Annotated in this window: 15 protein-coding genes; 7 read left to right on the top strand and 8 right to left on the bottom strand. The window is 55.3% G+C overall.

Annotated elements, in window-relative coordinates; translation table 11 throughout:
- Nucleotides 1-230: 230 nt before the first annotated feature.
- The gene (gene tpx / locus B9Y90_RS07325; RefSeq protein WP_039303554.1) at nt 231-737 is read right to left on the bottom strand and encodes a thiol peroxidase; all 507 of its coding nucleotides are present in this window, start codon (nt 735-737) and stop codon (nt 231-233) included.
- Between the two features lie 138 nt (nt 738-875).
- Between tpx and ycjG the strand changes: the two genes are divergently transcribed.
- The gene (gene ycjG, locus B9Y90_RS07330) at nt 876-1,841 is read left to right on the top strand and encodes an L-Ala-D/L-Glu epimerase (protein ID WP_085540787.1); all 966 of its coding nucleotides are present in this window, start codon (nt 876-878) and stop codon (nt 1,839-1,841) included.
- 3 nt (nt 1,842-1,844) lie between these two features.
- Here the strand turns inward: ycjG and mpaA are convergent, their stop codons facing one another.
- Nucleotides 1,845-2,552 carry a murein tripeptide amidase MpaA gene (mpaA, locus tag B9Y90_RS07335; RefSeq protein WP_085540788.1) on the bottom strand — a complete coding sequence of 236 codons (708 nt, stop codon included), beginning with the start codon at nt 2,550-2,552 and terminating at the stop codon, nt 1,845-1,847.
- A 168-nt stretch (nt 2,553-2,720) separates the two neighbouring features.
- Between mpaA and B9Y90_RS07340 the strand changes: the two genes are divergently transcribed.
- Together B9Y90_RS07340 and B9Y90_RS07345 are read left to right on the top strand one after the other, a co-directional pair.
- On the top strand, nt 2,721-4,340 hold the full coding sequence (locus B9Y90_RS07340) for a peptide ABC transporter substrate-binding protein (RefSeq protein ID WP_085540789.1): 1,620 nt from the start codon (nt 2,721-2,723) through the stop codon (nt 4,338-4,340).
- 72 nt (nt 4,341-4,412) lie between these two features.
- Nucleotides 4,413-4,679 (top strand): DksA/TraR family C4-type zinc finger protein, encoded by a 267-nt coding sequence (locus tag B9Y90_RS07345; RefSeq protein WP_039293969.1) that lies wholly within the window; start codon nt 4,413-4,415, stop codon nt 4,677-4,679.
- A gap of 28 nt (nt 4,680-4,707) precedes the next feature.
- Here the strand turns inward: B9Y90_RS07345 and B9Y90_RS07350 are convergent, their stop codons facing one another.
- From B9Y90_RS07350 to B9Y90_RS26380, 3 genes are read right to left on the bottom strand one after another with little or no spacing between them, the layout of a single operon-like run.
- Entirely contained in the window at nt 4,708-4,887 is a 180-nt protein-coding gene (locus tag B9Y90_RS07350; RefSeq protein ID WP_085540790.1) for a GGDEF domain-containing protein, read from the bottom strand.
- A complete protein-coding gene (locus tag B9Y90_RS07355) occupies nt 4,884-5,603 on the bottom strand; it encodes a GGDEF domain-containing protein (RefSeq protein WP_176227851.1) in 720 nt (239 codons plus the stop codon). Before B9Y90_RS07355 ends, B9Y90_RS07350 begins: the two co-directional genes overlap by 4 nt.
- Nucleotides 5,585-5,887: a hypothetical protein gene (locus tag B9Y90_RS26380; protein WP_139827361.1), complete on the bottom strand. Its 303-nt coding sequence runs from the start codon at nt 5,885-5,887 to the stop codon at nt 5,585-5,587. Before B9Y90_RS26380 ends, B9Y90_RS07355 begins: the two co-directional genes overlap by 19 nt.
- A gap of 184 nt (nt 5,888-6,071) precedes the next feature.
- Between B9Y90_RS26380 and zntB the strand changes: the two genes are divergently transcribed.
- Nucleotides 6,072-7,055 (top strand): zinc transporter ZntB, encoded by a 984-nt coding sequence (zntB, locus tag B9Y90_RS07360; protein ID WP_085540792.1) that lies wholly within the window; start codon nt 6,072-6,074, stop codon nt 7,053-7,055.
- Between the two features lie 460 nt (nt 7,056-7,515).
- Here the strand turns inward: zntB and ttcA are convergent, their stop codons facing one another.
- Complete coding sequence (gene ttcA / locus B9Y90_RS07370) at nt 7,516-8,436, bottom strand: tRNA 2-thiocytidine(32) synthetase TtcA (RefSeq protein ID WP_085540931.1); 921 nt, start codon at nt 8,434-8,436, stop codon at nt 7,516-7,518.
- Between the two features lie 160 nt (nt 8,437-8,596).
- Here ttcA and B9Y90_RS07375 point away from each other — a divergent pair, with 160 nt between their 5' ends.
- Complete coding sequence (locus tag B9Y90_RS07375; RefSeq protein WP_085540793.1) at nt 8,597-9,433, top strand: alpha/beta fold hydrolase; 837 nt, start codon at nt 8,597-8,599, stop codon at nt 9,431-9,433.
- Nucleotides 9,434-9,482: 49 nt separating this feature from the next.
- Here the strand turns inward: B9Y90_RS07375 and B9Y90_RS07380 are convergent, their stop codons facing one another.
- Together B9Y90_RS07380 and B9Y90_RS07385 are read right to left on the bottom strand one after the other, a co-directional pair.
- Nucleotides 9,483-9,881 carry an ACT domain-containing protein gene (locus B9Y90_RS07380; RefSeq protein WP_039293961.1) on the bottom strand — a complete coding sequence of 133 codons (399 nt, stop codon included), beginning with the start codon at nt 9,879-9,881 and terminating at the stop codon, nt 9,483-9,485.
- A 131-nt stretch (nt 9,882-10,012) separates the two neighbouring features.
- Entirely contained in the window at nt 10,013-12,049 is a 2,037-nt protein-coding gene (locus B9Y90_RS07385; protein ID WP_085540794.1) for a prolyl oligopeptidase family serine peptidase, read from the bottom strand.
- A gap of 211 nt (nt 12,050-12,260) precedes the next feature.
- On the opposite strand from B9Y90_RS07385, the gene umuD reads away from it, so the two are divergent.
- Complete coding sequence (umuD, locus tag B9Y90_RS07390; RefSeq protein WP_085540932.1) at nt 12,261-12,680, top strand: translesion error-prone DNA polymerase V autoproteolytic subunit; 420 nt, start codon at nt 12,261-12,263, stop codon at nt 12,678-12,680.
- 2 nt (nt 12,681-12,682) lie between these two features.
- Entirely contained in the window at nt 12,683-13,954 is a 1,272-nt protein-coding gene (gene umuC / locus B9Y90_RS07395) for a translesion error-prone DNA polymerase V subunit UmuC (RefSeq protein ID WP_085540795.1), read from the top strand.
- Nucleotides 13,955-13,962: the final 8 nt, after the last annotated feature.

The raw sequence follows: 13,962 nt of genomic DNA on the forward strand, positions 1-13,962 counted from the left end.
ATGGCGCTGCTGGCGCATCTTTGCTGGCTTTTTAGCATGGTGACGGCCTTCATGAGGGGATATGTGGCCCGGAGGCTGTGGCTGAAAACGCTGGCCAGGTGAAGAGAAAAAATATCGCGATCGCGACCTGCGGTCGCTCAAAAACAGAACCCCACCGAAAAACAGTGGGGTTAGTCAGCAGTCTGAAAACCCCGGCATGCCGGGGTTTTCTTTTCATACAGACCTGAGGCTTAAGCCTTCAGCACTTCCAGTGCCGCAGCGTAATCCGGCTCGGTGGTGATTTCATTCACCAGCTCGCTGAAGATCACTTCATCGTTCTCATTGATAACCACGACCGCACGTGCGGTCAGGCCTTTCAGCGCGCCTTCGGCAATGCTGACGCCGTAAGTCTGCTGGAACTCAGGGTTACGCAGGGTGGACAGGGTGACAACGTTGTTCAGGCCTTCAGCGCCGCAGAAACGGGACTGAGCGAACGGCAGGTCGGCAGAAATACACAGTACAACGGTGTTATCCAGCTCGGTAGCCAGCTGGTTGAATTTGCGCACGGACGCGGCACACACGCCGGTATCGATGCTTGGGAAAATATTCAGCACTTTACGTTTGCCGGCAAACTGGCTCAGCGCAACGTCAGAAAGATCTTTCGCGACCAGAGAGAAGGCGGCGGCTTTGCTGCCAGTCTGTGGGATCTGACCTGCAACCTTGACCGGGTTGCCCTGGAAATGAACGGTTTGTGACATGTTTAATCTTCCTTTTACATAAAATTAACGCCGGGAACAGTGTATTCCAGGAAATCCGTGATGAACATAAAAAACTGAAAGTACATGCAAAAGCGTGGGCTCGCTATACTCAGGCGATAACCCCAAGGGAGACTGAGAATGAGAACAGTGAAAGTTTACCAGGAAGCCTGGCCGCTCCATACGCCATTTGTGATCTCGCGCGGAACCCGCAGCGAGGCGGTTGTGGTGGTGGTGGAAATTGAAGAAGACGGCATAAAAGGCGTCGGTGAATGCACGCCATACCCGCGCTATGGCGAAAGCGATGCTTCGGTGCTGGCCCAAATCACCACGGTACTTTCACAGGTTGAGCGCGGTATGACGCGTGCTGAACTACAGCAGGCTCTTCCGGCTGGGGCGGCGCGCAATGCCATTGACAGCGCACTTTGGGACCTGGAAGCCCGCCAGAAACACACCACGATATCAGCCCTGAACGCGGTCGAATTGCCAGAAATGGTGACCACGGCGCAAACCGTGACGATCGCCGCCCCGGAACAAATGGCTGCCTCAGCGGCGTTGCTTTGGCAGAAGGGGGCGCGTTTGCTCAAGGTAAAACTGGACGATCGCCTTATCACCGAACGGATGGTGGCCATCCGGGCGGCGGTGCCGGAAGCCATTTTGATTGTGGATGCCAACGAGTCCTGGCGCAGCGATGGCCTGGCCGCCCGCTGCCAGTTGCTGGCCGATCTCAACGTGGCGATGCTGGAACAGCCGCTACCGGCAGGGGATGATGATGCGCTGGCGAATTTTATTCACCCGCTGCCAATTTGCGCCGACGAAAGTTGCCACACCCGCAGCAGTCTGCCGGCGCTTGCCGGGCGCTATGAGATGGTGAACGTTAAGCTCGATAAAACCGGGGGGTTAACAGAGGCATTATTGCTGGCTCAGGCCGCGCGGGAACAGGGGTTTGATGTCATGCTTGGCTGTATGCTCTGCACATCCCGCGCCATTGCCGCCGCTTTACCGCTGGCGGCTAAGGTGCGCTTTGCCGACCTCGACGGCCCCACCTGGCTTGCCGTTGATGTGGAGCCATCGCTGCATTTTGAAACGGGCAAACTGTATCCCTAATACTTACCTGTGCCAGTGCAAAAGGTCAGTCATCGCCCGCAGATAGCGCTCGCTGGCCTCATCGGCTGATATCGGCGGGAACTCAGCCGTAATGCACGGCAGACCTAAATCGGCACACCAACTGCCGAATGACCCCGGCGTTTCGTAGCCAACGCTGGTCACCAGCGGCAGCGCAAAGGCTTCCGCCAGCCAGTGCCCCAGTGCGGAGCTGTGCGGATCTTCAATACAGCCCAGCGGATCGTGAAAAGAGACTACCCAGGCGGGCTGCAACTGGTGAATAAGCTGGCACAACGCGGTGGTTTCCGGCTCGGAACCCGGCGTTTGCCCGGTAGAAAGCACCACGTCACGCTTGTCCGCACTGCTGTTCCAGCGGTAGACGGTATCGCCAGCTTTCCAGTTGGCCGCCGGGAAGTTGCGGTTCAGGTCGACGCCGTGCGCATTGGCGCGCAGGCCAAGCTGGCAGCCGTCCGGGTTCACCGCCAGCACCACGTGGTGCCGCCTGAACTGCGGCTCAATCGTTCTCAAGGCACAGGAAAGCGCCACCATTGCGGCGTTTTCATCCCCGTGAGTACCGGCAATGATAAGCCCACCGCGTTCTTCTGTTTGAGTCGCGGGGAAATAGAGCAGCGGCGCACCTAATACCGATTTGCCGTAGCGTTCACAGCCCGGCGGCAGATGGCCGCGCTGGGGGCGAGGGCGGGTCGTGGGCATGATATTCCTCTCACTGAATAAAGCGGCTATTAACGTCATTAATAGCAATGTTTTAGGGAAAACTCACCTTAATCCGCAGATGTGAGCTTTTTCCTGGAATCAAAAGAATAAATTACGCTACAGTAACTTACACAAATCTCCTGAATGCAAAAACACGGAAGGAAAGCGATGAAAAAAAGCCTCAGTTTTAGCTGTTGTGCGTTGGCCGTGGCCGCCATGCTGCAAAGCGCCTGGGCGGCGGATGTTCCTGCGGGAACGAAGCTGGCGAGCAGTCAGGAGTTAGTCAGACATATTAAAGATGAACCCGCGAGTCTGGACCCAATTAAAGCGGTTGGTCTGCCGGAAATTCAGGTTATTCGCGATTTATTTGAAGGCCTGGTTAACCAAAACGAAAAGGGTGAGCTGGTGCCGGGTGTTGCCACCAAATGGCAAAGCAACGATAACCGCATCTGGACGTTTACGCTCCGCGACAACGCCCGCTGGTCCGATGGAACGCCTGTCACCGCCCAGGATTTTGTTTACAGCTGGCAGCGCCTGGTTGACCCTAAAAATACCTCTTCCTTTGCCTGGTTTGCCGCGCTGGCGGGTATCACCAATGCCCAGGCGATTATCGACGGGAAAATACCAGCCGATCAGCTCGGCGTAACGGCGGTGGATGCTAAAACGCTGCGCGTTCAGCTTGATAAACCTGTGCCGTTCTTCCCAAGCCTGGCAGCAAACTTTGCCTTCTACCCCACGCCTAAAGCGGTCGTCGAAAAATTAGGTAATGAGTGGACGAAACCCGGCAATCTTGTGGGCAACGGCGCATTTACGCTGCAGGACCGCGTGGTGAACGAGAAGCTGGTTGTGGTGCCGAATAAAAACTACTGGGACAACGGGAAAACGGTGCTGACCAAAGTGACCTTTATCCCTATCAACCAGGAGTCTGCGGCAACCAAGCGTTACCTGGCGGGTGATATCGACATCACAGAGTCTTTCCCGAAAAACCTCTACCAGAAACTGCTGAAAGACATTCCGGGGCAGGTTTATACGCCGCCGCAGCTTGGCACTTATTACTATGCGTTTAACACGCAAAAAGGGCCGACGGCAGATGCTCGCGTTCGCCTCGCCCTGAGTATGACCATCGACCGCCGTCTGATGGCCGAGAAAGTATTGGGCACGGGAGAGAAACCGGCCTGGCGCTTTACGCCTGACGTTACCGCGGGCTTTAAGCCGAACCGCTCTCTGTTTGAAGACATGAGCCAGCAGGAGCTGAACGCCCAGGCGAAAATGCTGCTGCGTGCCGCCGGCTATGGCGATGCCAAACCGCTGAAATTGACGCTGCTGTACAACACTTCCGAAAACCACCAGAAGATTGCGATTGCCGTCGCGTCAATGTGGAAGAAAAATCTGGGCGTTGACGTGAAGCTGCAAAATCAGGAGTGGAAAACCTACATCGACAGCCGCAACACCGGCAATTTCGACGTCATTCGTGCGTCATGGGTAGGGGATTACAATGAACCTTCTACTTTCCTGTCGCTGCTAACTTCCACTCACAGCGGCAATATTTCACGCTTCAATTCCCCGGAATACGACAAGCTGCTGTCTCAGGCAGCGCAGGAAACCACCGACAAAGCGCGGAATGCGGATTACAATGCCGCCGAAAAAATCATTCAGGAAAAAGCACCCATCGCGCCAATCTACCAGTACACCAACGGCCGCCTGATCAAACCGTGGCTGAAGGGCTACCCGATCAACAACCCGGAAGACGTGGCCTACAGCCGCACGATGTATATTATCAAACACTAAGCGCGGCTAAAATTTAGTCAGAAAAAGTGTTATTATAGTCACCTCAGGCATAGCGATTGCGGAGGTGACGAGATGGCATCAGGTTGGGCCAATGACGGCGCCGTTCAGGAGCAAATCGACAGTACCGTGGACGACGCCGTGGCCAGAGCGCGCAGCGAGCTACCGAAGGGCGAAAGCCTTGAGTACTGTGAAGAATGCGGCGAACGCATTCCGGAAGCACGGCGCAAAGCGATTCAGGGCGTGCGGTTGTGTATTAGCTGCCAACAGGCGGAAGATGCGCACCGGGCCACGTTCTCAGGCTATAACCGACGTGGCTCGAAAGACAGCCAGTTACGTTAGTAAGAACCGGGCCATTGCCCGGTTTTTTTTATCCCTCGACAGGCTCATCGACTCGGGCGCTGTTTTCCACGCCGTAGCGGTGCCAGCGGTTTCGCCCCTGAGCTTTAGCCGAATACAGCGCGGCATCTGCCTCTGCAATCAACCGGGATGTGCTGATTTCTTTTGACCAGCCGGCTATTCCCAGACTCACCGTTACCGCTGGATTCACGGGCGAAGCGCGTGTTCAAGCGCGGCCTGGGCCAGGTTACGCTGGATGCGTTGCGCAACCAACACGGCCTCTTCGCTGCTGGCGCCCGGCAGCAGAATAATAAACTCTTCGCCACCGAAACGAGCCACGAGATCCCGGTGGTGGCGGACAGATGCCTCCAGAATCTGTGCGACGCGAATCAGGCATTCGTCGCCGGCCAGATGACCATAGCGGTCGTTGTAATTTTTAAAATGATCCACGTCTACCATGATAAGCGACAGCGAAGTATTCATCTGCTGGCCGCGCTGCACGCTTTTATCCAGCAACAACTGAAAGCTGCGGCGGTTAGCGATGCCGGTCAGCGGATCTCTGTTTGCCAGCGATTTTAACTGATGAATCAGCGCGTTGTTTTCCAGCTCCCGCTGCATGGCCAGCCGGCACCAGCCGTGCAAAATACGCCGGCCCGATTCAAAAACAGCGGCGACAAGCAGGAAAATAAGGCTAAGGAATATAACGTCACCCGTTGGGTAGAAAAAATTCCCGGCAAACGCCACCAGCCAGATCGGAATCACGAAGGCATAGAGCGCCCGTGTGTCGGAATAGAGCGAAATCAGCGCGGAAAAAATCAGCAGCGAGGTAAAAGGAAACACCGTTCTGACATCATGCTCCGACAGCAAAATAAAAAAGCCCAATACCCAGCAGGGGCTGAGCAGCGCTATCACTCGGTGAGTAAACACTCGCAGCGGCTCGCTTTGCTTATTGTCGACCATGTTGACAATAAGCAAAGCGTGGCCGCGCAAAGCACGGATATCACTATCATGGTGCCGTCGAGCAGATGCTGAAAACGAACGGTTGCTGTAGATTCACGCAGCGGCGTGAAGATATCTCGCCCGAATATAAACGCAGAGAACAGCAGGTTGAGCCAGAGAAACCAACAGGTGCTAATGGTGACGGAACGCTGGCGCATCATGGCCAGGCGTAATTCCAGATCCGAGGTGGGCTTACGTCGCTCTGATAACATGCTGATCCTTATCCCTCTGAGCCGATATCGCTATGTGCTTAACTTTAGTCCCTGACGTTGGGTTGTCTAATGATTAAGCGATTTCTCCAGCGAATTCAGACTGTTTCACGCCAACCAGCGGTTGCCTTCGTATCAGAGATGGCTAGACTGACAGAAAGAACTGACTCAGCTTGAGGATTGCGCAGTGGATGTAATTAAAGGCAGCGAGCTGCACGTGCCGGACGCGGTATTTGCCTGGCAACTGGACGGCAAGGGCGGCGTGAGGCCCCTCGACAGCAATGAAATTATCGACAGCGAGCATCCCTGCTGGCTACACCTGAATTACACCAACGCTGACAGCGCTGACTGGCTGGCCAACACGCCGCTGTTGCCGAACTATGTCAGGGAGGCGTTAGCCGGTGAAAGCATGCGCCCCCGCGTTTCTCGCGTAGGTGACGGCACGCTAATCACGTTGCGTTGTATTAACGGCAACACCGATGAACGCCCGGACCAACTGGTGGCCGTGCGGCTTTACATCGATGAACGGCTGATTGTCTCTACCCGCAGGCGGCAGGTGCTTGCTCTGGATGATGTGGTGAACGATCTGAATGAAGGCACAGGCCCCACCGACTGCGGCAGCTGGCTGGTGGATGCCTGCGATGCGCTTACCGACCATGCCAGCGAATTTATTGAGCAAATGCACGATAAAATCATCGATCTCGAAGACAATCTGCTCGACCAGCAGGTGCCGCCTCGCGGGGCTTTAGCGCTGTTGCGTAAACAGCTGATTGTCATGCGTCGCTATATGTCGCCGCAGCGTGACGTTTACGCGCGGCTCGCCAGCGAGCGGCTAAGCTGGATGAACGACGATCAGCGTCGTCGCATGCAGGACATTGCCGACAGACTGGGCAGGGGGCTGGACGAAATCGACGCCTGCATCGCCCGCACCGGCGTGATGACCGATGAAATCTCCCAGGTTATGCAGGAATCTTTAAACCGCAGAACCTACACCATGTCGCTGATGGCGATGGTATTTTTACCCAGCACGTTTTTAACCGGGCTGTTTGGCGTTAACCTTGGCGGTATTCCCGGCGGCGGCTGGGCCTTCGGCTTCGCGCTGTTCTGCATAATGTTGGTGGTTATGATAGGCGGTGTTGCCTGGTGGTTACATCGCAGTAAATGGCTGTAAAGTTGCGAGGTTTTGAACGAGTTTGTGGGCAAAAACGGCGCCGTTATTGAGCAAAATCAAGAAACCGAAAGCCTTGCCGCGGCAAACTCTCTCCCGCAGGTGAATGCAACGTCAAGCGATGGGCGTTGCGCTCCATATTGTCTTACTTCCTTTTTTAGAATTACTGCATAGCACAATTGATTCATACCATGCCGGCTTTCAAAGTCGGCTTTTTTTTGCCTGCAATTTGTGGACTATGCTTTAAAGGGCGATTCACCCACGCAGGAGATGACGATGCTGTATCGCAACAGCCTGATGATGAGCGACCCGGCTTTCCCCACCGAACCCGTGCCGGTACCAGACCCGATCCCCAGACCACAGCCGATACCCGATCCGCCGACCGACCCAGATCCAAGGCCGATAATCGACCCACCAACACATCATTGAAGCTTTCCCTCTCCGGGCGGAGAGGGAATGAAGATTATTTAATTTCCAGGATATCCAGACGCTGCAGCGGGGCATCAGCGTTGTCTTCTTCCGGCTGCCAGCCAACGGGCTGCATAGGAATTTCTTCGCGATCGAACGCCAGGTCGCCGCCGTTCACCACTTCTGACCCGTGGGTAATACCCGCGAAGTCAAACAGCTCGGTATCACAGAGATGCGATGGCACCACGTTCTGCATCGCGCTAAACATCGTCTCAATGCGGCCCGGGTAGCGTTTATCCCAGTCGCGCAGCATGTCGGCAATTACCTGACGCTGCAGGTTTGGCTGCGAGCCACACAGGTTGCACGGAATAATTGGATATTCGCGGGCGATGGCAAAACGCTCAATGTCTTTCTCGCGGCAGTAGGCCAGCGGGCGGATAACAATATGTTTGCCGTCGTCGCTCATCAGCTTTGGTGGCATGCCCTTCATCTTGCCGCCGTAGAACATATTCAGGAACAGCGTTTGCAGAATATCGTCGCGGTGGTGGCCCAGCGCGATTTTGGTACAGCCCAGCTCAGTGGCGGTGCGGTAAAGAATGCCGCGGCGCAGGCGGGAACACAGAGAGCAGGTGGTTTTGCCTTCCGGGATCTTCTCTTTCACGATGCCGTAGGTGTTCTCTTCCACAATCTTGTATTCAACGCCGATGCTTTCCAGATAGGCCGGCAGCACATGCTCAGGGAACCCCGGTTGTTTCTGGTCGAGGTTTACCGCCACGAGGCTAAAGCTGATTGGCGCGCTTTTCTGCAGGTTAAGCAGAATTTCCAGCATGGTGTAGCTGTCTTTGCCGCCGGAAAGGCAAACCATAATGCGGTCGCCGTCTTCAATCATGTTGTAATCGGCAATCGCTTCACCCACGTTGCGACGCAGGCGTTTCTGTAACTTGTTCAGGTTGTACTGTTCTTTTTGAGTGGTCATGAAAGTCTCGGGCTCTGAATCCAACACGCGCAGCGTGTCATGCTGGCGTGTATGGTACGGATTGCGGCGGCGAATGCCAGCAGGATTTACGGTCATACCACGTCTATCGGCTATGCTTTATCAGGTTAAACGTAATTCATAGCAGCAAGGAGTGAGGTTTATGACATTCGTAAAGACGAAAGATGGCGTCAATATCTTTTATAAAGACTGGGGGCCGAAAACGGCTCAACCGATTGTTTTTCATCACGGTTGGCCGCTCAGCGCCGATGACTGGGATAACCAGATGCTGTTTTTCTTAGGCGAGGGCTTCCGGGTTATCGCGTTCGACAGACGCGGACATGGCCGGTCTGACCAGGTCAGCGACGGGCACGATATGGATCATTATGCGGCGGATGCCTCGGCGGTGGTGGAACATCTGGATCTGAAAAATGCCGTGCACGTTGGCCACTCAACCGGCGGCGGACAGGTAGCCCGCTATGTCGCCCAATACGGCCAGCCTCAGGGGCGCGTTGCGAAAGCTGTTTTAGTCAGTGCCGTTCCACCATTAATGGTGAAAACGGCGAGTAATCCGGGCGGGACGCCGCTTGAGGTGTTTGACGGCTTCCGTAAGGCGCTGGCGGCAAACCGCGCGCAGTTTTACCTTGATGTTGCCTCTGGCCCGTTCTATGGCTTTAACCGCCAGGGCGCTGAGGTTTCTGAAGGAAGTATTCGGAACTGGTGGCGGCAGGGCATGGCCGGCAGCGCGAAAGCGCACTATGAGGGGATCAAAGCGTTTTCAGAAACTGACCAGACCGACGATCTGAAAGCCATCACCGTACCGGTGCTGGTTCTGCAGGGTGATGACGACCAGGTTGTACCGTACAAAAATGCGGCTATTCTGCAGGATAAACTGCTCAGCAACAGCACGCTGCACATCTACCCCGGCTATCCGCACGGGATGCATACCACGCATGCCGATACCATCAATGCGGACATCCTGAAATTTATCCGCAGCTGATAGCGCTGTTATCAGGGGAGGCAAAAGCTTCCCCTGCTTATTTCTCCGCTTATGCCTCGGATGCCAAAGATGACAAGGCCGACATGGCTGATTCGGTATCTGTATGCGCCACGAAAATATGGTCGTGATAATACCCAGCCACCACGTTACAGCTGATGCCTTTTTTCGCCAGCGCGCGTGAAAATGCGGCGGTAAGGCCCACGGCGGCGAGGGATGAATGAATCTTCAGGGTGATCCAGCTGGCGACGTAATCGTAGTTAACGGCATGTTTATCCGCCAGATCCTGCGGCAAAACCAGCGTGACGCCTTCAACCTCCCGGACGGTCACAATCGCGGCATCTTTTAATTCCGCTGAAGGCGCGGGTAAAGTGCAAAAAACATATTTCCCTGGGTTAAGCTCCGGGGCAGCATTGCTCAGCAGTATTGCCAGGTTATTCTCGCCAGCCATTTATCGGTCTCCTTTTCATTGATTGAGGACGAATTAAATAGCGTTTGAGCGATAAATAAAAATTAAAAAATATGCTGTTGCATTAGGTACGCTAATGATGAGGCGGTGCGCCTGTGACGCACCGCCCGCAGTTATTTCCCGGTCAGCATCTGCCAGAGAAACTCTTCTATCATGGCCTGATGGGCCGCGGTCTGGCTATTTTCCGGCGCGCTGCCGTGGCCGGCGTCCGTTTCCTCATACAGCCAGACGTTCTCGTGCCCTTGCTGCTGCATCCGTGCCGCCATTCGGCGGGCATGAGCCGGACTAACCCTGTCATCCTGGGTGCCGGTGGTGAACAGCGTGGGTGGATAATCTACGTCAGCGGACACTTTGTCGAAAGGAGAATAACGCCGCAGCCACTCCCGCTCTTCGGCAATGTCCGGGTCGCCATACTCGGCAATCCAGGATGCCCCCGCGAGCCAGCGGTGATAGTTCAGCATATCCAGCAGCGGGACTTCACACACCAGCGCGCCAAATAACTCCGGGTAATCGGTGAGCATATTGCCAATCAGCAGGCCGCCGTTGCTCCCGCCCTGCGCGGCAAGTTTTGCGGCACAGGTGACTTTCCGCGCCGCCAGGTCGCTTGCCACAGCGGTAAAATCTTCCCAGGCGCGATGACGATGCTGTTTGAGCGCAGCCTGGTGCCAGCCGGGGCCATATTCACCGCCGCCCCGAATATTCGCGACGACGTAAACCCCGCCGTTTTGCAGCCATGTCACGCCTTTTGAGTCCAGGTAATGAGGTGTTAAAGAAACTTCAAATCCACCGTAACCATACAGCAGCGTCGGATTCTCACCGGACAGCGCCAGCGCTTTGGCGGCCACCTGGAAGTAGGGGACGCGGGTTCCGTCCAGCGAAAGGGCAAAGTGCTGGGTCACGCTAAACTCTCCGGCGTCAAAGCAGGTCGGATCCTGTTTCACGAGGCTGAGCGTGTCATTGTCCAGATCGCCATAGCTGAGGCTGTGTGGCTGCAGAAATCCGTGGCTGACCAGCCGGTAGCGGTTACTTTCATCGTCGATACCGCCGGCGGAAACGTTGGTGAAATCAGGCAGCTCAAGCGTTTTTATGCAGTGCCGCTGGCCGTTATCGATTTTTATAAATTCGACCTTCTCAACGGCGTCCTGGCTCAGGTTAAGCAGAAGGTAGTCGCGGGTTGAACTGTAGCCTTGCAGCGTCGTGCGCGAGTTGGGCGTGAAGAGTGCAATGAAATTGCGCTCGCCCCGCTGAAAATCAGCCAAATCAATCGCCAGTAGAGCACCGGCGGGCCAGACAGTCTCCGCGATTGGCCAGTCGGAGGTGAGCGTAACCAGCAGCCAGTCTTTGAAAAATCCGCAGGAGGCATCTTCAGGAATAGCGATAAGCGTCAGGGTGTTCTGGTCGGTCAAAAGCCAGGTTTGGCCATGGTAAAAGTCTTTGCTGCAGTGCACCAGATCCCGCTCAAAACCGGGGGTGTCATCATGCCAGGCTGAAACGGCCATGTCCGTCGCTTCACCGGCGTAGATAGGCGGTGTATCTTGCGGTGATGTACCCCGAGTCCAGCGATAGACACTGCGTGGATAGCCGGACGTCGTGAGCGTGTCCTCTCCTGCATCGAGCGCCAGCAGCAGCGTGTTTTCATTCAGCCAACTGACCGAACTTTTGCTTTCCGGCAGGAAGAAGCCCTCGGGGATAAACGCTTTATTTACCAGATCGAATTCACGAATTTCACAGGCATCGCCGCCGCTGGATAAAAAGATCAGCGCCCGGGAATAGTCCGGGTGGAGGAGATCGGCGCCATGATAGCTCCAGTTTGCGCCTTCCTCTTCATTCAGACGATCGACATCCAGCACCGTTTCCCATTCTGGTGTCGCGGTAAAGTAAGAGCTTTCAGAAGTCCGGCGCCATATACCGCGAGGGTGTTCGTCATCCTGCCAGAAGTTATACACCGCGTTGCGGTAATGGCTCCCCCAGGGAATATTGGTTTTATCGTCCAGCGACTGCAGGATCGCGCCCCGCATTTGCTGGAAACGCTCTCCCGTGGCGAACCTGTCCGTGGTGCGTTTATTTTGTTTTTCCACCCAGCTTAGCGCCGCGGCATCTTCCGGGGTTTCGAGCTGGCTAAGCAAATCCTGAATCACTGGCTGTGTCATCACGCGTCCTTTTGTTGGGTACCGGGCTTGCAACTGACCATATCATTATGCTCATGCTCATTACACCTGAAGGCTTTTGTGGTTTCTGCCAGCGTGCTCGAATTTTTTCGTTCGCAAAACGAAGGGCTTAGCAAAAGTACGTGTTTTCTTACTTGAAGTGTCTTTTTTACCTGATACTGTATATATAAACAGTATTTTTATTGGCGGTATCATGAACCTTCTAAAACCTGCGGCCTGTTGCCCTGACGCTTCCTTTCCTCTCTTTTCTGACCTGGTGCAGTGCGGGTTTCCGTCACCGGCTCAGGACTATGTTGAGCAACGTATCGATCTCAATAAACTGCTGGTGCGCAATCCCGGCGCGACCTATTTCGTAAAGGCGGCGGGGGATTCGATGGTGGAAGGGGGAATTGGCGAAGGGGACTTGCTGATTGTGGACAGCTCAAGAACGGCGTCACAGGGCGATATAGTCATTGCGGCGATTGACGGGGCGTTCACCGTGAAGCGCCTGCAGCTTCGCCCCACGGTGATGCTACTGCCGATGAATAGCGCCTGGGCACCGATTCCCGTCACCGATGAAGCCGAACTCGATATTTTCGGTATCGTCACTTTTATCATCAAAGCGGCGGGCTAAGCATGTTTGCGCTGGTGGACGTCAACAGCTTCTACGCCTCCTGCGAAACGGCATTCCGCCCGGATTTAGCCGGAAAGCCGGTGGTGGTCTTATCCAATAACGATGGCTGCGTCATCGCCCGCTCTGCGGAAGCCCGATCCTTTGTCAAAATGGGGGAGCCTTTCTTTAAACAGAAAGAGGCTCTCAGGCGGCACGGCGTGCTGACGTTTAGCAGCAACTACGAGCTGTATGCCGACATGAGCGAGCGGGTGATGGGCGTGCTTGAAGAGCTGCTGCCGAGGGTCGAGATTTACTCCATTGACGAAGCATTTTGTGACTTAACGGGCGTGAGTAATTGCTACAACCTGAAGGCCTTTGGCCAGACGATCCGTGCAACCATTCGCCAGCGCACCCGCCTGACGGTGGGCGTGGGCATCGCACCAACAAAAACGCTGGCTAAACTGGCAAATCTTGCGGCAAAAACGTGGCAGGAGCGAACCGGTGGTGTGGTTGATTTATCCCGCCCGAAGCACCAGCGCTGGCTTATGGCACAGCTGCCCGTGGGTGAAGTCTGGGGCGTGGGGCGGCGACTGTCGAAAAAGCTCGATGCCATGGGTATCAAAACGGTTTTACAGCTTGCCGACGCGGATATCCGTTTTATTCGACGGCATTTCAGCGTGGTGCTGGAAAGAACGGTGCGCGAATTGCGCGGCGAGTCATGCCTTGAAATGGATGAGTTCTCTGCCGCCAAACAGGAAATCATCTGCAGCCGTTCGTTCGGGGAACGCATTACCGAGTATGAGGATATGCGCCAGGCGATCGGCAGTTATGCCAGCCGGGCGGCGGAAAAGCTGCGGGCTGAGCATCAATATTGCCGGGTGATCTCTGCTTTTGTGAAGAGCAGCCCGTTTGCCGTGAACGAACCTTATTACGGTAACTGTTCGTCCGTTTCGCTGCTCATTCCCACGCAGGACAGCCGGGATATTATTCAGGCCGCGATGCAAAGCCTGGATGCTATCTGGCAGGCGGGGCACCGTTACCAGAAAGCGGGCGTCATGCTGGGCGATTTCTTTAGTCAGGGTGTGGCGCAATTCGATTTGTTCGACAGCAATGTTCCACGCCCTAACGGCGAAAAGTTGATGACCGTGCTGGACTTCCTGAATCAAAAGCAGGGCAAAGGCACGCTCTATTTTGCCGGGCAGGGCATACAGCAGCGGTGGGCGATGAAGCGCGAAATGCTGTCGCCGCGCTATACCACGCGCTATGCCGATCTGCCGCAGGCGTGGGTTTGCTGATCTTTAGG

Origin of the sequence: Cedecea sp. NFIX57 (assembly GCF_900177785.1) — a bacterium.
Classification (GTDB): Bacteria; Pseudomonadota; Gammaproteobacteria; order Enterobacterales; family Enterobacteriaceae; genus Cedecea; species Cedecea neteri_C.